1 protein-coding gene is annotated in these 237 nt (G+C 70.9%); it reads right to left on the bottom strand.

Annotated features, from left to right (window positions below; translation table 11 throughout):
- Positions 1-94, bottom strand: a 94-nt coding sequence (locus HKX41_13450; GenBank protein NNC25140.1) for a dihydropteroate synthase, incomplete at its 3' end; no start/stop codon positions are given.
- Positions 95-237 lie beyond the last annotated feature (143 nt).

Below are 237 nucleotides of genomic sequence, written 5' to 3'. Positions count from 1 at the left end.
AATCGGGGGTGACGTTGACGATGCCCATCACGCGCGGGCGGTCGAGCTTGAGGGCGCGGCCGTTGCAGTCGAGGGTCGGGGACAGGTCGAACATGGGACGGCGTCCGGAGGCGGCTAGTACTGGAATGCTACCCGCTCGTCTGCCCGCGCTGCCGGGATCTCCCCCCTGTAGGAGCGACGCGAGTCGCGACCGCGGGGCTTCAATCTCGCGCCGGCCGCCGGAAGTCGCGGTCGCGG

The sequence above is a fragment of the Salifodinibacter halophilus genome (genome assembly GCA_012999515.1).
In the GTDB taxonomy this organism is placed as follows: Bacteria; Pseudomonadota; Gammaproteobacteria; order Nevskiales; family Salinisphaeraceae; genus Salifodinibacter; species Salifodinibacter halophilus.
This window is presented reverse-complemented; position numbering and strand designations above follow the sequence as displayed.